General features: G+C 73.9%; 14 protein-coding genes. 9 read left to right on the top strand and 5 right to left on the bottom strand.

Annotated features, from left to right (window positions below):
* Window positions 1-321: 321 nt before the first annotated feature.
* A complete protein-coding gene (gene glgP, locus BLS43_RS11045; RefSeq protein ID WP_093081845.1) occupies window positions 322-2,814 on the top strand; it encodes an alpha-glucan family phosphorylase in 2,493 nt (830 codons plus the stop codon).
* 47 nt (window positions 2,815-2,861) lie between these two features.
* Here the strand turns inward: glgP and BLS43_RS11040 are convergent, their stop codons facing one another.
* Together BLS43_RS11040 and glgX are read right to left on the bottom strand one after the other, a co-directional pair.
* Window positions 2,862-3,098, bottom strand: a complete 237-nt coding sequence (locus BLS43_RS11040) for an FmdB family zinc ribbon protein (RefSeq protein WP_093081842.1) — start codon at window positions 3,096-3,098, stop codon at window positions 2,862-2,864.
* Window positions 3,099-3,194: 96 nt separating this feature from the next.
* Complete coding sequence (gene glgX, locus BLS43_RS11035; protein WP_093082601.1) at window positions 3,195-5,213, bottom strand: glycogen debranching protein GlgX; 2,019 nt, start codon at window positions 5,211-5,213, stop codon at window positions 3,195-3,197.
* 19 nt (window positions 5,214-5,232) lie between these two features.
* Here glgX and BLS43_RS11030 point away from each other — a divergent pair, with 19 nt between their 5' ends.
* The 3 genes from BLS43_RS11030 to BLS43_RS11020 all read left to right on the top strand — a co-directional run bounded on the left by BLS43_RS11030 (window position 5,233) and on the right by BLS43_RS11020 (window position 7,823).
* Window positions 5,233-6,051 (top strand): ABC transporter ATP-binding protein, encoded by an 819-nt coding sequence (locus BLS43_RS11030; RefSeq protein ID WP_093081839.1) that lies wholly within the window; start codon window positions 5,233-5,235, stop codon window positions 6,049-6,051.
* 19 nt (window positions 6,052-6,070) lie between these two features.
* Window positions 6,071-6,850 carry an enoyl-CoA hydratase/isomerase family protein gene (locus tag BLS43_RS11025; RefSeq protein ID WP_093081833.1) on the top strand — a complete coding sequence of 260 codons (780 nt, stop codon included), beginning with the start codon at window positions 6,071-6,073 and terminating at the stop codon, window positions 6,848-6,850.
* A 64-nt stretch (window positions 6,851-6,914) separates the two neighbouring features.
* On the top strand, window positions 6,915-7,823 hold the full coding sequence (locus BLS43_RS11020) for a ribonuclease Z (protein ID WP_093082598.1): 909 nt from the start codon (window positions 6,915-6,917) through the stop codon (window positions 7,821-7,823).
* On the opposite strand, the gene BLS43_RS11015 is transcribed toward BLS43_RS11020, so the two are convergent.
* Window positions 7,805-8,254, bottom strand: coding sequence for a MarR family winged helix-turn-helix transcriptional regulator (locus BLS43_RS11015; RefSeq protein WP_093081829.1), 450 nt, complete (start codon window positions 8,252-8,254; stop codon window positions 7,805-7,807). The genes BLS43_RS11020 and BLS43_RS11015 overlap by 19 nt on opposite strands.
* A gap of 97 nt (window positions 8,255-8,351) precedes the next feature.
* Here BLS43_RS11015 and BLS43_RS11010 point away from each other — a divergent pair, with 97 nt between their 5' ends.
* The 4 genes from BLS43_RS11010 (at window position 8,352) to BLS43_RS10995 (ending at window position 12,092) form a co-directional block, all read left to right on the top strand.
* A complete protein-coding gene (locus BLS43_RS11010) occupies window positions 8,352-9,299 on the top strand; it encodes an alpha/beta hydrolase (protein ID WP_093081825.1) in 948 nt (315 codons plus the stop codon).
* A gap of 15 nt (window positions 9,300-9,314) precedes the next feature.
* Complete coding sequence (locus BLS43_RS11005) at window positions 9,315-10,268, top strand: class I SAM-dependent methyltransferase (RefSeq protein WP_093081820.1); 954 nt, start codon at window positions 9,315-9,317, stop codon at window positions 10,266-10,268.
* Between the two features lie 61 nt (window positions 10,269-10,329).
* Entirely contained in the window at window positions 10,330-11,451 is a 1,122-nt protein-coding gene (macS, locus tag BLS43_RS11000) for a MacS family sensor histidine kinase (RefSeq protein ID WP_093081816.1), read from the top strand.
* Window positions 11,448-12,092 carry a response regulator gene (locus tag BLS43_RS10995; RefSeq protein ID WP_093081812.1) on the top strand — a complete coding sequence of 215 codons (645 nt, stop codon included), beginning with the start codon at window positions 11,448-11,450 and terminating at the stop codon, window positions 12,090-12,092. Before macS ends, BLS43_RS10995 begins: the two co-directional genes overlap by 4 nt.
* 8 nt (window positions 12,093-12,100) lie before the next feature.
* Here BLS43_RS10995 and BLS43_RS10990 read toward each other — a convergent pair whose 3' ends face one another.
* Entirely contained in the window at window positions 12,101-12,676 is a 576-nt protein-coding gene (locus BLS43_RS10990; RefSeq protein WP_143030008.1) for a response regulator transcription factor, read from the bottom strand.
* Between the two features lie 189 nt (window positions 12,677-12,865).
* Here BLS43_RS10990 and BLS43_RS10985 point away from each other — a divergent pair, with 189 nt between their 5' ends.
* Entirely contained in the window at window positions 12,866-13,567 is a 702-nt protein-coding gene (locus BLS43_RS10985; RefSeq protein ID WP_093081803.1) for an acyltransferase, read from the top strand.
* Between the two features lie 3 nt (window positions 13,568-13,570).
* Here BLS43_RS10985 and BLS43_RS10980 read toward each other — a convergent pair whose 3' ends face one another.
* Window positions 13,571-14,866: a glycosyltransferase family 4 protein gene (locus tag BLS43_RS10980; protein WP_093081799.1), complete on the bottom strand. Its 1,296-nt coding sequence runs from the start codon at window positions 14,864-14,866 to the stop codon at window positions 13,571-13,573.
* Window positions 14,867-14,943 lie beyond the last annotated feature (77 nt).

Raw genomic sequence — 14,943 nt, 5'->3', positions numbered from 1 at the left:
TCGGGCGGATACCCCTGTGGCGTGCGGGACAACCGTATCGGTTCCGTCCACACCTCGCGTGACCGGACGGCCCTCCGTGTCGCAGATTCACGTGCTCTTCACCGCGCGGTGGCGACCGCCCACCGAGCCGCCGGGCGACCCGGTTCCCCACGGTCGCACAGCGTGACGACCGGCTGCTCCACCCGCGCCGGTCCTCACCCGTCCTGACACCGACCGGAAAGCACCCGATCGAGGTCCCGCGGCTCCGCCGCCCGTGCGTGGTAAGTGGTGCTCTGGCACCACTTACCACTCACGAGCGGCGGAGCCGCTAGCCTCCGCCGGGTGAGAGCCCTGCGTCGATTCACGGTCCGAGCCCAGCTGCCGGAGCCGCTGGCCCCGCTGCAGACCCTCGCCACCAACCTCCGGTGGAGCTGGCACCCGGCCACCCGCGAGCTGTTCGCCGCCCTGGACCCGGCGGCGTGGGAACGGTCCGGCGAGGACCCGGTGCGGCTGCTCGGCGAGATCCCGTCGAGCACGCTCCGCGAGCTCGCGGAGGACGCCGAGCTCGTCGCGCAGGTGCGGGACCGCGCCGCGGACCTGGAGCGCTACCTCACCGAGGACCGCTGGTACCAGGTGCAGCAGGACCTGCCCGCGGCGATCGCCTACTTCTCCATGGAGTTCGGCGTCTCGGAGGTGCTGCCGAACTACTCCGGCGGGCTCGGCGTGCTGGCCGGGGACCACCTGAAGGCGGCCAGCGACCTCGGGGTGCCGCTCGTGGCCGTCGGGCTGCTGTACCAGTCCGGCTACTTCCGGCAGTCGCTGTCGCTGGACGGCTGGCAGCTCGAGCATTACCCGGTCCTCGACCCGCAGGGGCTCCCGCTGCAGCTGCTGACGGACGGCGCGGGCGCGCCGGTGCTCGTCGAGGTGGCGATGCCCGAGGGCCGCACGCTGGCCGCGCGGGTCTGGCAGGCGGGCGTCGGGCGGGTGCCGCTGCTGCTGCTGGACACCGACATCGAGGACAACGACGCCGACCTGCGCGCGGTCACCGACCGGCTCTACGGCGGCGACCAGGACCACCGGATCAAGCAGGAGATCCTGATCGGCGTCGGCGGCGTGCGGGCCGTGCGCGCGTACTGCCGGGCGACCGGGCATCCGGTGCCGGAGGTCTTCCACACCAACGAGGGCCACGCCGGGTTCCTGGGGCTGGAGCGCATCCGGGAGCTGCAGTCGGAGGATCTGGACTTCGACCAGGCCCTGGCCGCGGTCCGCGCGGGCACCGTGTTCACCACGCACACCCCCGTCCCGGCGGGCATCGACCGCTTCCCGCTGGACCTCGTGCGCCGCTACCTCACCGACGCGCTGCTCCCGGGCGTCCCGACGGACCGGCTGCTGGCCATGGGCGCCGAGGACGACCCGTCGATGTTCAACATGGCCCACATGGGGCTGCGGCTGGCGCAGCGCGCCAACGGTGTCTCCAAGCTGCACGGCGAGGTCTCGCGCGGCATGTTCGGCGGGCTCTGGGCGGGCTTCGACGCCGACGAGGTCCCGATCGGCTCGGTGACCAACGGCGTGCACGGGCACACCTGGGAGAACCCGGACGTGGCGTCGCTGGTCGGCGAGCCCGGCCGTCCGGTGACCGCGGGGGACGCCGAGCTGTGGGGCCTGCGCAACGCCCTACGCGCGCGGCTGGTCGACGAGGTCCGCCGCCGCGTGCGGGCGGCCTGGCTCGAGCGCGGCGCCTCGACGCCCGAGCTGAGCTGGACCGATCACGTGTTCGATCCGGACGTGCTGACCGTCGGCTTCGCCCGCCGCGTCCCGACCTACAAGCGGCTCACGCTGATGCTCCGGGACCCCGACCGGCTGCGTGACCTGCTGCTGGACCCGCACCGCCCCGTCCAGCTGATCGTCGCGGGCAAGTCCCACCCGGCGGACGACGGCGGCAAGGCCCTGATCCAGCAGATCGTCCGGTTCGCGGACGACCCGGCCGTGCGGCACCGCATCGTCTTCCTGCCGGACTACGACATGTCGATGGCCCGCTACCTCTACTGGGGCTGCGACGTCTGGCTGAACAACCCGCTGCGCCCCCTGGAGGCCTGCGGCACCTCGGGCATGAAGTCCGCGCTCAACGGCGGCCTCAACCTCTCCATCCGGGACGGCTGGTGGGACGAGCTCTACGACGGCGCCAACGGCTGGGCCATCCCGACCGCGGACGGCATCGACGACCCGCACAAGCGGGACGACCTCGAGGCGAACGCGCTCTACGAGCTGCTCGCGACCCGGGTCGCGCCCGCCTTCTACGAGCGGGACGAGGGCGTCCCCGCGAAGTGGACGGGCTTGGTGCGCCACACCCTGGAGACGCTGCGCCCCGAGGTCCAGGCGACCCGGATGGTGCGCGAGTACGTCGAGGGCTGGTACGCCCCGGCCGCGCGGGCGGCGCGCGTCGTCACGGAGTCGGCGTTCGCGGGGGCGCGCGCGGTGGCCGCGTACCGGGCGCGGCTGAACGCGGCGTGGACGAAGGTGCAGGTCGCGGGGGTGGACGCCTCCGGGCTGCCGGACACCCCGGTCGTCGGCGCGCCGATGACCGTGCGCGCGGTCGTCGACCTGAACGGCCTCACCCCGGAGGACGTCACGGTCGAGGCGATCGTCGGGCGGGTGGACGACTCCGACGAGCTGAAGGACACCGTCCGGGTGCCGATGAAGCACCTCGGGGACGAGCGTTTCGAGGCGGTGGTCCCGCTCCCGCACGCCGGGCTCGCGGGCTACACGGTCCGCGTGCTGCCGACCCACCCGCTGCTGGCCTCGCAGGCCGAGCTGGGCAAGGTCGTGCTGGCCTGACCCGTGAGTGGCGATGCTCGCTCTGGCGACCATCGCCGCTCACGGGGTCAGCCGCAGCAGCCTCCGCCGCAGCACCCGCCGCCCCCGCCGGCGGGTGCCATGGCGGGCGCGCCCGCTCCGGCGCGGCCGCCCAGCGAGATCGTGGAGAGCAGCTTCCGGGTGTCGCTGTGGCCCTGCGGGCAGGCGGCCGGGTCGCCCGCCGCGGCCATCGGGCGGTCGACCTCGAAGGTCGCGTGCCCTCCGACGCGGGCGCACTCCCGGCAGCGGAACTCGTAGCGCGGCATGCGCGGGAGCCTACGCCGCGCCGTCGTCGATCTCCATGATCCACACATGGGGAGCGGGGCGGTCGTTTCCCGACCGTCTCGCTCCCCGACCGTGGATCACGACGCGGGCAGGCGGCGCAACAGCAGCAGGGAGTGGGGCGGCAGGGTCACGGTGCTGCCGCCCTTGAGCGGGCGGTCCGTGACCGGGCACCCGTCCTCGCGGCTGCTGTCCAGCACCGGGACCAGCGCCGCGGAGCCGGGCAGGACGCAGGGTTGCGCCCCGCCGTCGCCGTTGAGCAGGAAGAGCCACTCCAGGGTGAGCAGGCCCAGGGTTCGGGCGTGGCCGTCGTGCCAGTCGTGGGGTTCCATCGCCCGCCCGCCCGGGTTCCACCAGCGCACGTCGGTGTCGGCGAGGAACGTGTCCCGGTGCAGGTCGGGGGAGGAGCGGCGGATGGCGGTGAGCCGCGCGGTGAAGGCGGTCATCGCCTCGGCGGCCCCGGGGTCGAGCGCGTCGGGCGCCCAGTCGACCCACGTCGTCTCGTCGTCGAGGCAGTAGGCGTTGTTGTTGCCGCCCTGGGTCCGCCAGCGCTCGTCACCGCCGACGATCATCGGGGTGCCGATCGACAGCAGCAGGGTCGCGTGCATGGCCCGCGCCGCCGCCCGCCGCCGCGCCCGCACCACCGGGGAGGTCGACTCGCCCTCGACGCCGAAGTTCTGGGAGCGGTTGTCGTCCGTGCCGTCCCGGTTGTGCTCGCCGTTGGCCTCGTTGTGCTTGCGCTCGTAGGTGACGAGATCGCGCAGGGTGAACCCGTCGTGCGCGGTCACGAAGTTGACCGACGCCCACGGCCGCCGCCCGGAGAGCTTGTAGATGTCCGACGACCCGGTCACCCGGGAGGCGAGCTCCGCGATGTGCCCGTGGCCGCGGAAGAAGTCCCGCACCGCGTCCCGGTAGCGGCCGTTCCACTCCGACCAGGCGACGCCGAAACCGCCGACCCGGTAGCCCTCCCCGGTGGCGTCCCACGGCTCGGCGATCAGCTTCGTCGTCGAGAGGACGGGGTCCACCGCGATGGCCGTGAGCAGCGACGAGTGCGGGTCGAACGCGCCGGACCGCGGGCGGCCGAGCACCGAGGCCAGGTCGATGCGGAAGCCGTCGACGCCGTAGCGGGTCACCCAGTGCCGCATGGCGTCGCAGACCAGCCGGATGACGGTGGGGGAGCCGGCGTCGAGGGTGTTGCCGGTGCCGGTGATGTCGGCGTCGTGGCCGTTGCCACCGAGGGAGTAGTAGGCCCGCGCGTCCAGCCCGCGGTAGGACAGCGTGGTCCCGCCGACGCCGCCCTCGCAGGTGTGGTTCGGGACGAAGTCGAGAATCACCTCGATCCCGGCGGCGTGCAGCGCGTCGACCATGGTGCGGAACTCGGCGGTCTCGGCGCCGGGCACCGACGCGTAGTCCGCGTGCGGGGCGAGGAAGCCCAGCGTCGAGTAGCCCCAGTAGTTCCTCGCCCCCCGTTCGACGAGCGAGGGCTCGGAGGCGTTGGCGCACACCGGGAGCAGCTCGACCGCGGTGACCCCGATGCGGCGCAGGTGCTCGATCACCGCCGGGTGCGCGAGGCCCAGGTAGGTGCCGCGGTGTTCCTCCGGGACCTCGGGGTGTCGCATCGTGTAGCCCTTCACGTGCAGCTCGGAGACCACCGTCTCCGACCAGGGCACGTCCGGCCGCGGCGGCAGCGGGGTGCTCGCCGCGGCCTCCACCACCGACAATGGCACCGAACCCAGGGAGTCGATCGTGGACGCGGGCCCGGTCATCGGGTCGTCCACCCAGCCGCGGGCGGCGCGCAGGTCGGTGACCCGGCCGGTGATCCGCGTCGCGTACGGGTCGACGAGGATCTTGTGCGGGTTGGTCCGGGTGCCCTCCCACGGGGCGTAGCGCCCGTGCACGCGGTAGCCGTAGCGCTGGCCCGGCCGCACCCCGGGGACGTGTCCGTGCCACACCCCGAACGTCCGCTCGGTGAGCTCGACGCGGCGCTCGACCAGATCGTCGTCCACCAGACAGACCTCGACCGCGTCCGCGCTGGTGGAGGCGACTGCGAAGCGCGCTCCGGAGGAGTCGACATGGGCACCCAACGGGAAGACCGGCACGATCGGCGAGGATAAGGGGGTGAGCACCCCCGGAGCCCCCACCGCGCCCGATCTCACTGACCTTGTGATCAAGTTGGACAAGGTCACGGTGCGGCGCGGCAAGACCGTGCTGCTGGACGAGGTGGACTGGTCCGTCGAGCTCGACGAGCGCTGGGTGGTCCTCGGGCCCAACGGCGCGGGCAAGACCACCCTGCTGCGCCTCGCCGCCGCCGAGATGCACCCGACGAGCGGCACCGTGCACGTCCTCGGTGAGCGGATCGGGCGCGTCGCGCTGTTCGAGCTGCGCCCCCGCATCGGCCTGACCTCGGCGAACCTCGGCATCCGCATCCCCGGCGACGAGCTCGTCTCCGACGTCGTGGTCTCGGCCGGGTACGGCGTGCTCGGCCGGTGGCGGGAGCGCTACGACGCGATGGACACCGGCCGCGCGGGCGCCCTGCTCGCGCAGCTCGGCATGGCGGGTTTCGCGGACCGCGAGTTCCGCACGCTGTCCGAGGGCGAGCGCAAGCGGGTGCTGATCGCCCGCGCGCTGATGACCGACCCCGAGCTCCTGCTTCTCGACGAGCCCGCCGCGGGCCTCGACCTCGGCGGCCGCGAGGACCTCGTCGGCCGGCTCTCCACCCTGGCGCTGGACGCCGAGGCGCCGGCGTCCGTGCTGGTCACCCACCACGTGGAGGAGATCCCGCCCGGCTACTCGCACGGCCTGCTGCTGCGCGAGGGCCGGGTCGTGGCCGCCGGCCTGCTGGACGACGTCCTCACCGACGAGAACCTGACCGAGACGTTCGGGGTCCCGCTGGCCGTGCAGAAGCGGCGCAAGCGCTACAGCGCATGGCTGCGGTGAGGCGGGTTAGGGTCGGCGCGTGACGGAATTCGTGAGGCTCGAGGTCGACAACGGTGTGGGCACGATCCGGTTGGAGCGCCCGCCCATGAACGCGCTGAACCGCCAGGTCCAGGGCGAGCTGCTGCAGGTCGCGGAGGAGGCCGCGCAGCGCGCGGACGTCCGCGCGGTGATCGTCTACGGCGGCGAGAAGACCCTCGCGGCGGGCGCGGACGTCAAGGAGATGGCGAGCATGTCCTACTCGGACATGGCGCCGGTCGCGCGGCGGCTCTCGGCGGGCCTCGGCGCGCTGTCCCTCATCCCGAAGCCCACGGTCGCCGCGGTCACCGGCTACGCGCTCGGCGGCGGGCTCGAGGTCGCGCTCGGCGCCGACCGCCGGATCGCCGGGGACAACGCCAAGCTCGGCTTCCCGGAGATCCTGCTCGGCATCTTCCCCGGTGGCGGCGGCACGCAGCGGCTCGCCCGGCTGGTCGGCCCGGCCCGGGCCAAGGACCTGATCTACACCGGCCGCATGGTCACCGCCCAGGAGGCGCTCGAGATCGGGCTGGTCGACGAGGTCGTCCCGGCGGACGAGGTCTACTCCCGCTCGGTCGAGTACGTCGCGCAGTTCACGAAGGGCCCCGCGCTCGCCTACGCCGCCGCGAAGAAGGCGATCGACGGCGGCCTGGAGATGGACCTGCGCAACGGCCTGGACCTGGAGTCCGAGCTGTTCGCCGGCGTCTTCGCCTCGGACGACGCGGCCGCGGGCATGAAGTCCTTCGTCGAGAACGGCCCCGGCAAGGCCGAGTTCACCGGCCGCTGACCCCCGTGCGTGGTAAGTGGTGCCAGAGCACCACTTACCACGCACGAGCGCCGGAGGCGCTCCGATCGCGATGCGTGAGCTGACGGTGCTCGGGACGGCCTCGCAGGCGCCGACCCGGACCCGGCACCACAACGGGTACTTCCTGCGTTGGGACGCCGAGGGCTACCTGTTCGACCCCGGCGAGGGCAGCCAGCGGCAGATGCTGCTCGCGGGCATCCCGGCGAGCGCGATCACCCGGCTCTGCCTCACCCACCTGCACGGCGACCACTGCCTCGGGGTGCCCGGGGTGCTGCAGCGCATCTCCCTCGACCAGGTCGCCCACCCCGTGCACGCGCACTTCCCGGCGTCGGGGCACGAGTACTTCCGCAGGCTGCGGTACGCGAGCTCCTACCTGGAGCGCGGGGACATCGTGGAGCATCCGCACGCCGCCGACGGGCCCGTCGCGCCCGGGCTGTCGGTCGCGCGGCTCGAGCACCCCGTCGAGGCCTTCGGCTACCGGCTGACCGAACCCGACGGCATCCGCATGCTGCCGGACGAGCTGGCCCGCCACGGCATCACCGGGCCGCGGGTCCGGGAGATCCAGGCCCGCGGCTCGCTCGACGGCGTCGACCTGGCCCGGGTCAGCGCGCCCCGACCGGGCCAGGTGTTCGCGTTCGTGATGGACACCCGGCTGTGCGAGGGCGTGTTCGCGCTCGCGGACCGGGCGGACATGCTCGTCGTCGAGTCCACCTTCCTGCACGGCGAGGCCGATCTCGCCCACGCCTACGGCCACCTCACCGCGCGCGAGGCCGCCACCGTCGCGCGGGAGTGCGGGGTGCGGACCCTCGTCCTCACCCACTTCTCCCAGCGCTACACCGACCCGTCGGCGTTCGTCCGCGAGGCGCGCGAGGTCTTCGACGGGGAGCTGGTGGTCGCCGAGGACCTGATGCGGGTCCCGGTGCCGCCGAGAACGGCTCAGCGGGCGCCCGCGTAGGCGTCCATCGACCGGACCAGGGCGCGCAGCCGGTCCCGCAGGTCGGCTCGCTGCGCGTCCGTCAGCCCGAACGCCTCGGCCATCCCGACGGGCACGCCGTGGGCGCGCTCCCGCAGCGCCCGCCCCTCGTCGGTGAGGACGGCGTCGACGCCGCGCTCGTCGTCCGTGCGCCTGCGCCGGGCGACCAGACCCATCCCCTGGAGCCGCTTGAGCAGCGGCGTGACGGTGCCGTAGTCCAGGTGCAGGGCGGCGGCGACCTCCTTGACCGAGAGGCTCTCGCGCTCCCAGAGCAGGAGCATGACCAGGTACTGGGGGTAGGTCAGGTCCAGCTCGTCCAGCAGGGGGCGGTACGCCGCGGTCACCGCACGGGACGCGGCGTAGATCGCGAAGCAGAGCTGGTCGTCGAGCAGCAGCGACTCCGTCGGTTCCACGCCCCGAGGATAGCACGCGTCACAGTAACTTGCGCACAAGTTAATCGGGGGCTATGTTTCTTCTCGTCAGCCAGTCCGACGCAGAACGGAGAGCACGATGAGCGAGCAGATCGACCGCCCGGTCCTGGAGCCTGCGGCGCAGGCCTTCGTCGAGGCGACGGCCACGCCGCCGTTCCTCTACCAGCTCGAGCCCACCGAGGGCCGCAAGGTCGTCGACGAGGTGCAGTCCGGCGAGATCGCGAAGCCTGCGGTCGACGAGGAGTGGGTCCCGCTCGGGGACTTCTCCCTCCGGATCGTGAAGCCCCGGGGTGCCGCCGGGGCGCTGCCGGTCGTCCTCTACATGCACGGCGGCGGCTGGGTGTTCGGCAACGCCCACACCCACGACCGGCTCGTGCGCGAGCTCGCCGTGGGCGCGGACGTCGCGGTGGTGTTCGTCGAGTACACGCCCTCGCCCGAGGCCCGCTACCCCGTCGCCATCGAGCAGGGCTACCGGGCCGCGCAGTGGATCGGCACGGACGGCGCGTCCCACGGCCTCGACGGCACCCGGCTCGCGGTCGCGGGCGACTCGGTCGGCGGCAACATGAGCGCCGCGCTGACGCTGCTGGCCAAGGAGCGCGGGGACGTCTCGTTCACCGCCCAGCTGCTGTTCTACCCGGTCACCGACGCGAGCTTCGACACCGAGTCCTACCAGCGCTTCGCCACCGGCTACTTCCTGCACCGCGAGGGCATGAAGTGGTTCTGGGACCAGTACACGACCGACGAGGCCGACCGCGCGCAGATCACCGCCTCACCGCTGCGCGCGACCGTCGAGCAGCTCGCCGGGCTCCCCCCGGCCCTGGTGATCACCGACGAGGCGGACGTGCTCCGCGACGAGGGCGAGGCCTACGCCGACAAGCTGCGCGCCGCGGGCGTCCCGGTGACCGCGACCCGCTACCTCGGCATGGTGCACGACTTCATGATGCTGAACACGCTGCGCGAGAGCGGCGCGGCGACGAGCGCCATCGCCCAGGCCGTCGCCACCCTGCGGGCGGCGCTGCACGGCTGACTAGGGTCCGTACTCATGAGTACGGACCAGGTGCCCACCCCGCACGCCACCGCCGAGCAGGTCGAGGCCGCGTGGAAGGACCCCAAGCTGGCCAACGTGCTCTACCACGACTGGGAGGCCGGGACCTACGACGAGAAGTGGTCGATCAGCTACGACGAGCGCTGCATCGACTACGCCGCGGGCCGGTTCCGGATCGCGGCGCCGTGGGACGGGCGGCCCTACGAGCACGCGGTGGAGCTCGGCTGCGGCACCGGGTTCTTCCTGCTCAACCTCATGCAGGCCGGGGTGGCGACGCGGGGTTCGGTCACCGACCTCTCCCCGGGCATGGTCGCGGCCGCGCTGCGCAACGCCGAGCACCTCGGCCTGCCGGTCGACGGCAAGGTGTCCGACGCCGAGACCATCGCCTACCCGGACGAGTCCTTCGATCTCGTCGTCGGACATGCGGTGCTGCACCACATCCCGGACGTCGAGCAGGCGTTCCGGGAGGTGCTGCGGGTGCTGCGGCCGGGCGGGCGGTTCGTGTTCGCGGGCGAGCCGACGACCATCGGCGACCGCTACGCCCGCACGCTCTCCCAGCTCACCTGGAAGGCGGCGACCACGATCACGAAGCTGCCGCCGCTGCAGGGATGGCGCAGGCCGCAGGCCGAGCTGGACGAGTCCAGCCGGGCCGCCGCGCTGGAGTCGGTCGTGGACATCCACACGTTCGACCCCGCCGACCTGGAGGCGATGGCGACGCGGGCGGGCGCCCGGGAGGTGCGGGCGAGCACCGAGGAGCTCACCGCGGCCATGCTGGGATGGCCGGTGCGGACGTTCGAGGCCGCCGTCCCGCCCGGCAGGCTCGGCTGGAACTGGGCGATGTTCGCCTACCACTCCTGGCAGCGCCTCTCCGCGCTCGACGCCGTCCTCGGCCGGGTCGTCCCGCGGCGGTTCTTCTACAACGCCCTGATCACCGGGGTGAAGCCGCGCTGAAGCCCGGTTCGAGGCCCGGCGAGCGGGACGGCGGGGCGGGGCAGCGGGCACACTGACCGACGTGGACCATCCGCTCGAGCCGCTGTGGCGCGGCGCCGTGGTGTACCGCGTGCTCACCCTGCTCACGGTGATCGGCGTGTCCGCCTTCCACTTCCGCGAGTACGCCTCGCCGATCGGCGCGGGGCTGGTGCTGGCCGTGATGGTGGGCTGGACCGCGGTGCTCGCCCGGGTCTTCCTCACCCACGGCGAGGTGCGCAGGCCGTTCGCCCTCGCCGATCCGCTGGTCTCGGCCGCGATCATGCTCACCACACCGCTGATCGTCACCGACGCCCAGCTCGACGCGTCCGCCCCGGGCATGGGCTCCATCTGGACGTCGGGCGCGGTGCTGAGCTGCGCGATCGCGTTCCGGGTCCCGGGCGGGCTGGCGTCCGCCGCGCTGATCTCGGCGGCGCTCGTGCTCGGCAAGTCGCGGGTCACGCTGACCGAGCTCAGCGACATCCAGATCCTCGTGCTGGCGGGGCTGACCGTCGGGTTCGCGTCCCTGGTGCTCGACCGCGCGGCGACCCGGCTGCGGCGCGCGGCCGCGGAGGAGGCCGCGACCGCCGAGCGGGAGCGGTTGGCCCGGGCGGTGCACGACGGCGTCCTGCAGGTCCTCGCCCACGTCAAGCGCCGCGGCGCGGAGCTCGGCGGTGGCGCCGCCGAGCTCGGGGTGCTCGCGGGGGAGCAGGAGGTCGCCCTGCGCACGTTGCTGACCAGCGGGGACGCCCAGGTCGACGCGTCCGGGCACCGGGACCTCGCCGCGACCCTGCGCGCCCTGGCGTCACCGCGGGTCACCGTGTCGGCGCCCGCGCACAGCGTCGAGCTGCCCGCGGGCACCGTCGCCGAGCTCGACGCCGTGGTGCGGGCCGCCCTGGTCAACGTCGAGCGCCACGTCGGCCCGGACGCCCCCGCGTGGGTGCTCGTCGAACCGCTCGACGACGCCGCGGGCGTCGAGATCAGCGTGCGGGACGACGGGCCCGGCATCCCGGCGGGCCGCCTCGCCGAGGCCGAGGCGCAGGGCCGGATCGGGGTCTCCCGGTCGATCCTCGGCCGGGTCGCGGACGTGGGCGGGACCGTGGAGCTGGACACCGGGCCGGGCCGCGGGACAGAGTGGATCATCCGAGTGCCGGGGGGCGTGACATGACCGTGACGGTGATGGTCGTCGACGACCACCCCATCTGGCGCGAGGGCGTCGCCCGCGACCTGGGCGAACGCGGCCTGGACGTGGTGGCCACCGCGGCCGACGCGGGCGCCGCGGTGCGGATCGCGCCCGCCGTCCGCCCGCAGGTCGTGCTGATGGACCTGAACCTCGGCGAGACCTCCGGGGTGGAGGCGATCACCGGGATCGTCGCGAAGCTGCCCGAGACCCGGATCCTGGTGCTCTCCGCGAGCGGCGAGCACGCGGACGTCCTCGAGGCCCTCAAGGCGGGCGCCACCGGCTACCTGGTCAAGTCCGCGAGCGTCGAGGAGCTGGTGGACGCGGTGCAGCGGACCGCCGAGGGCGTCCCGGTGTTCACCCCCGGGCTGGCGGGCCTGGTGCTCGGGGAGTATCGGCGCCTGGCCCAGACGCCGGCGGGCGAGCCCGCGGTCCCGGCGCTGACCGACCGCGAGACCGAGGTGCTGCGGCTGGTCGCGAAGGGGCTCACGGCCCGCCAGATCGGGGAGCGGCTCGTGGTGTCGCACCGGACCGTCGAGAGCCATGTGCAGAACACGCTGCGCAAGCTCCAGCTGCACAATCGCTCCCAGCTCGTCCGCTACGCCATCGAGCAGGGTCTGGCGGAGTAGCGACGGCGCTAGGCCAGCCCGTTCTCGATCGCGTACCGGACCAGGGCCGCGCGGCCGGGGACGTCGACCTTCCGCAGCACCCGTTGGACGTGGTTCTCCACCGTGCGCGGCGAGAGCACGAGCCGGGTCGCGATCTGGCGGGCCGTGAGGCCCTCGACGACGAGACGCAGCACCTCCGACTCCCGCCCCGTCAGGTGCGGGACGGGGCCCGCGGGGGTGTGGGCGGCGGCGTCGAGCACGAGGGCGGCGAGCCCGTCGCCGAACGCCGTGCCCCCCGCCGCCGCGGTGCGCACGATCCGCGGGAGGGCGGGATCGGTCCGCAGGACGAAACCGGTCGCGCCGGCCCGCACGACGTCGAGCACCTGGTCCGCATCGGACGCCACGGCCACGACGGGCACCTGCGGCAGCTCCGCGGCCAGGGCCCCGACGGCGACGGTCGCCGCCACCCCGGCGTCGAGGTCCACGACCACGACGTCCGCGGGCCCGGTCCGCGCGGTCGACACGGCCTCGGCGGGCGCGGTGGCCCGCGCGGGCGCCAGGTCCGGGGGCAGCTCGGGGAGGTCCCCCTCCCCGACGACGATCACGACCACACGTCCACCCCCACCGAAGAGTGGATCATGCCCAGACCCGGTGGCCTCCGCGAGTGGCCCGCCCGCGAATCACCGTTTCGGCCCTACGCCCGCTCACCGCCCGCGACCACCCTCCCCCGTGAGTGGCGATGGTCGCCATAGCGACCATCGCCACTCACGGGGTGGCGCGATTACGGTCGACCGATGACCCGCCGCGACCCGGAGCAGGCCCGGTTCCTCACGCTGGACTCGCTGCGCTGGGTGATCCGGCACCGGGCGTGGACGCCCTGGTACCTGCTGCGGTACTGGCGGCTCGCGATGCTGCGGCTGCGCCACCCGCACGTCGTGCTCAAGGGCATGGTGTTCCTCGGGCGCGGCGTCGAGATCGAGGCCCGCCCCGGCTACGGACGCCTCGAGATCGGCCGGTGGGTGCACATCGGCGACGGCAACTCGCTGCGCTGCCACGAGGGCTCGATGCGCATCGGGGACAAGGTCGTCATGGGCAGGCACAACACCCTGAACTGCTATCTCGACGTCGAGGTGGGTGCGGCGACGCTGCTCGCGGACTGGGTGTATGTCACCGACTTCGACCACCGCACCGCGGACGTGCACCTGCCGATCAAGGACCAGGGGATCGTGAAGGCGCCCGTGCGGATCGGCCCGGACACCTGGGTCGGGGTGAAGGTGTCGGTGCTGCGCGGCTCGCGGGTCGGCCGCGGCTGTGTGCTCGGCGCCCACGCCGTGGTCCGCGGGGACGTCCCGGACCACGCGATCGCCGTCGGGGCGCCCGCCCGCGTGGTGCGGGACCGCATGGCGGACTACGAGGCCGCCGCCGCCGAGCGCGCCGCGGTCGCCGACATGGCCCGCAAGCAGCACGCCGCGGTGCAGGAACGCCTGTCGAGATGACCCTCAGGGCGATTCCGGCGCCCCCGGAATCGCCCTGAGGCTCAGCTCGGCGAGGAGGTCGCCGGTGGCGATCTTGGGACGGGGGAGGTCGGCCGGACCGCGGCGGGGCGCGGCCGCGTAGACCCGGGCCGTCTCGGCCGCGATGCCGGCCCAGGTGAAGTCGGTGCGCAGGCGCGCGCGGGCCCGTCTCGCGTGCGCGGCCGACGCCACGGGGGCGCTCAGGGCGCGGTCGACGGCCGCGGCCAGGGCGGGGACGTCCCCGGGCGGGAAGGACCAGCCGGTCTCGCCCTCCACCACGAGCTCGCCGAGCCCGCCCGCGGACGAGGCCACGAGCGTCGCCCCGGCCGCCGCGGCCTCGAGGGCGACGATCCCGAACGGCTCGTAGCGGCTGGGCAGCACGACGGCGTCCGCGGCGACCAGCAGCGCGGACAGGTCGCGGTCGGGGAGGTGCCCGGTGAAGGTCACGGCGCGCCGCAGCCGCAGCCGCCGCACCTCCTCGGCGAGGAATCCCTGCTGCGTCCCGGTTCCCGCGACCAGCAGCCGGGTGCCCGGGTGCGCGCGGCGGATCCGCGGCATCGCCGCCAGCAGGTCCTGGACGCCCTTCTCGTACTCCAGCCGCCCCACGAACGCGAGCAGCGGCCCGGCACCGGGGGCGTACCGGGCCCGGGCGGCCGCGGCCCGGTCCCGGCGGACCCGCCAGCCGCGGGTGTCGATCCCGTTGTGCACCACGTGCACGCCCCCGGGCGGGTCGGCGTCGAACAGCTGCGCGACCTCGCCGCGCATCGCCCGCGAGCAGGTGATCACCGCGTCCGCGCGGTGCACGAGCGTCCACTCGACACTGTGGACGGCCCGGTTGAGCGGCCCGGGCAGCCAGCCGGAGTGCCTGCCCGCCTCGGTGGCGTGGATCGTGGCGACCAGCGGCGCGCCGAGGACGTCCGCGAGGGTGGTCGCGGGGTGCGCGACGAGCCAGTCGTGGGCGTGCACGACGTCCGGGCGCCAGCCGCCGAGTCGGGTCAGCGCGGTGCGGACGAGGGTGTGGCCCATCGCGAGGGTCCAGGCGACGAGGTCCCGGGCGAACTCGAGGTGGATCGGGTCCTCCGCGGCGCGCAGGACGCGCACGCCGTCGACCGTCTCGTCGACGGTGGGGTGGGTGGTCGCGTCGGAGCCGGTCGGCTGCCGACAGAGCACGACGACCTCGTGCCCGGCGGCCGCGAGCGCGCGGGCCAGCGCGTGCACGTGCCGACCCAGCCCGCCGACCACGACGGGCGGGTACTCCCATGAGACCAGCAGCACGCGCATCCGGGGCATCCTGGCAAAGTCGGGGTGACCGTTCGGCGGTACCCTCGTTTCACGGAGAGACGATCGTGCGGGATCGC

Origin of the sequence: Pseudonocardia oroxyli, from assembly GCF_900102195.1 — a bacterium.
In the GTDB taxonomy this organism is placed as follows: Bacteria; Actinomycetota; Actinomycetes; order Mycobacteriales; family Pseudonocardiaceae; genus Pseudonocardia; species Pseudonocardia oroxyli.
Note: the sequence above shows the minus strand (reverse complement) of the source record. Positions and strands in the feature narration are given on the sequence as shown.